The following is a 1,612-nucleotide window of genomic DNA, read 5'->3' on the forward strand; positions in this document are numbered from 1 at the left end:
AAAACATACTAAGATTAGTGGGTAAGGTCATCGACGGATGATTTTACCCACTATTTTTCTTTTTAGAGTTATAGTGAGAAGTGAGAGAAAGCTCGACCAAAGCCTCAAGGATTTAGAATCCGTAAAAAAAACTGAGCTTCTTCACTTTCATTTTTGAATCAGGTTTAAGTATGTTGGGGCCTTAGAGCTCGTGTATAGGAAATTGGAATCGAAATGAATAAGTGAAGACCTTTCAAATTAATTAAAGAAGAGAGAGAAAGAACAGTGGGAATAGTAATTGCTTTAGATGTTTCTATGGGGAAAAGTTATAAAGTTTTATATAATGGTCAAACTTGTCTTTCAGAAGAGGAGATTCTTCACAGTAAAGATGGTTTTCAAGCATTACTTGATGAAATTAACGATCTTCCTGAAGAACCCATTTTGGTCTTTGAATCAACAGGAATATATTCAAAGCCAGTTGAAACTTTTTGTCAAAGGAATAAGTTACGCTATTGCGTCTTAAACCCTCTTGAGGCAAAGAAACAATTAGAAAATGGTACTCTTAGGAGCTGGAAAACAGACAAGCATGATGCTCATAAACTAGCACAGGTACATCAATTTAATTATCGAATAGAAAAAATTCAACAACCAGAAATCTACAATGAACTCAGAGATTTATCTCGTTTCTATCAAGAAGTAGAGGAAGAAATAAAACGTATTCGGATGTACTTGCATAATGCGCTTCAATTAAGTTTTCCAGAGCTTGAACAATTTTTCTCAAGTAGAGTTACGCCTTATGCCTTAACATTGATAGATTTATATCCTCATCCTGATTTTGTTTTAGAATCAAGTCAAACAAAAATAAAAAACCGTTTGATTAAGAGTACTACTAAAAAAATATCGGAAAGTCGTGCAAAAGAAAAGGCAACTCAGATTATGGATTACGCCAAAAATTCCTATCCATCTGTATCTTCAACCAGTGTTCAGACGCAAAAAGTTCAGTACTACGCACGACAACTACTTCAACTAATGGTAGAGAAAGAACAAATTTCTGAACAGTTAATTGATAGTTCCAAGCAGCTTCCTGAGTTTGAAGTACTAAAAAGTCTCCCTGGAATTGGTAACATTAGTGCTGCTCTTTTCATTGGAGAGTTTGGAGACTTATCACGCTTTTCGGATCACAAAAAGGTAAACGCATTTATTGGTATTGATATTCGAAGATATCAATCTGGAAAATACATGGGACAAGATCACATTAATAAACGAGGAAATCCTAAAGGGAGAAAGATTTTATATCTCATTGTTCGTAATATGATCCGCCAACAAAAAGCAGCATCTAATCATATCGTCGATTATTACTATAAACTAAAAAAGCAACCTATACCCAAAAAGGATAAAGTTGCCACTGTAGCTTGCATGAATAAGCTACTGAAATGTATCTATTCCATGGTCAGGAACAATACAAAGTACGATTACTCGCACGCGGTCTCTATGGACCAATAATACATAAATATTATATCACATATATCCTCAGTTTTAAAAAAATGATTAACTGAGGTTTATTTCCTATACAAAAAAATAGTATTAGAATACACCATTATTCTTTGATATTATACTTGACTAATCGTAGGAA

The 1,612-nt window shown here is 33.6% G+C and carries 1 protein-coding gene; it reads left to right on the top strand.

Translation table 11 applies throughout. The annotated features are described in order from the left end of the window. Positions 1-264: 264 nt before the first annotated feature. Complete coding sequence (locus LT143_RS20250) at positions 265-1,482, top strand: IS110 family RNA-guided transposase (RefSeq protein WP_246946192.1); 1,218 nt, start codon at positions 265-267, stop codon at positions 1,480-1,482. The last annotated feature ends 130 nt before the right edge of the window (positions 1,483-1,612 follow it).

Source organism: Bacillus pinisoli (genome assembly GCF_023036475.1).
GTDB classification, from domain to species: Bacteria; Bacillota; Bacilli; order Bacillales; family SA4; genus Bacillus_BS; species Bacillus_BS pinisoli.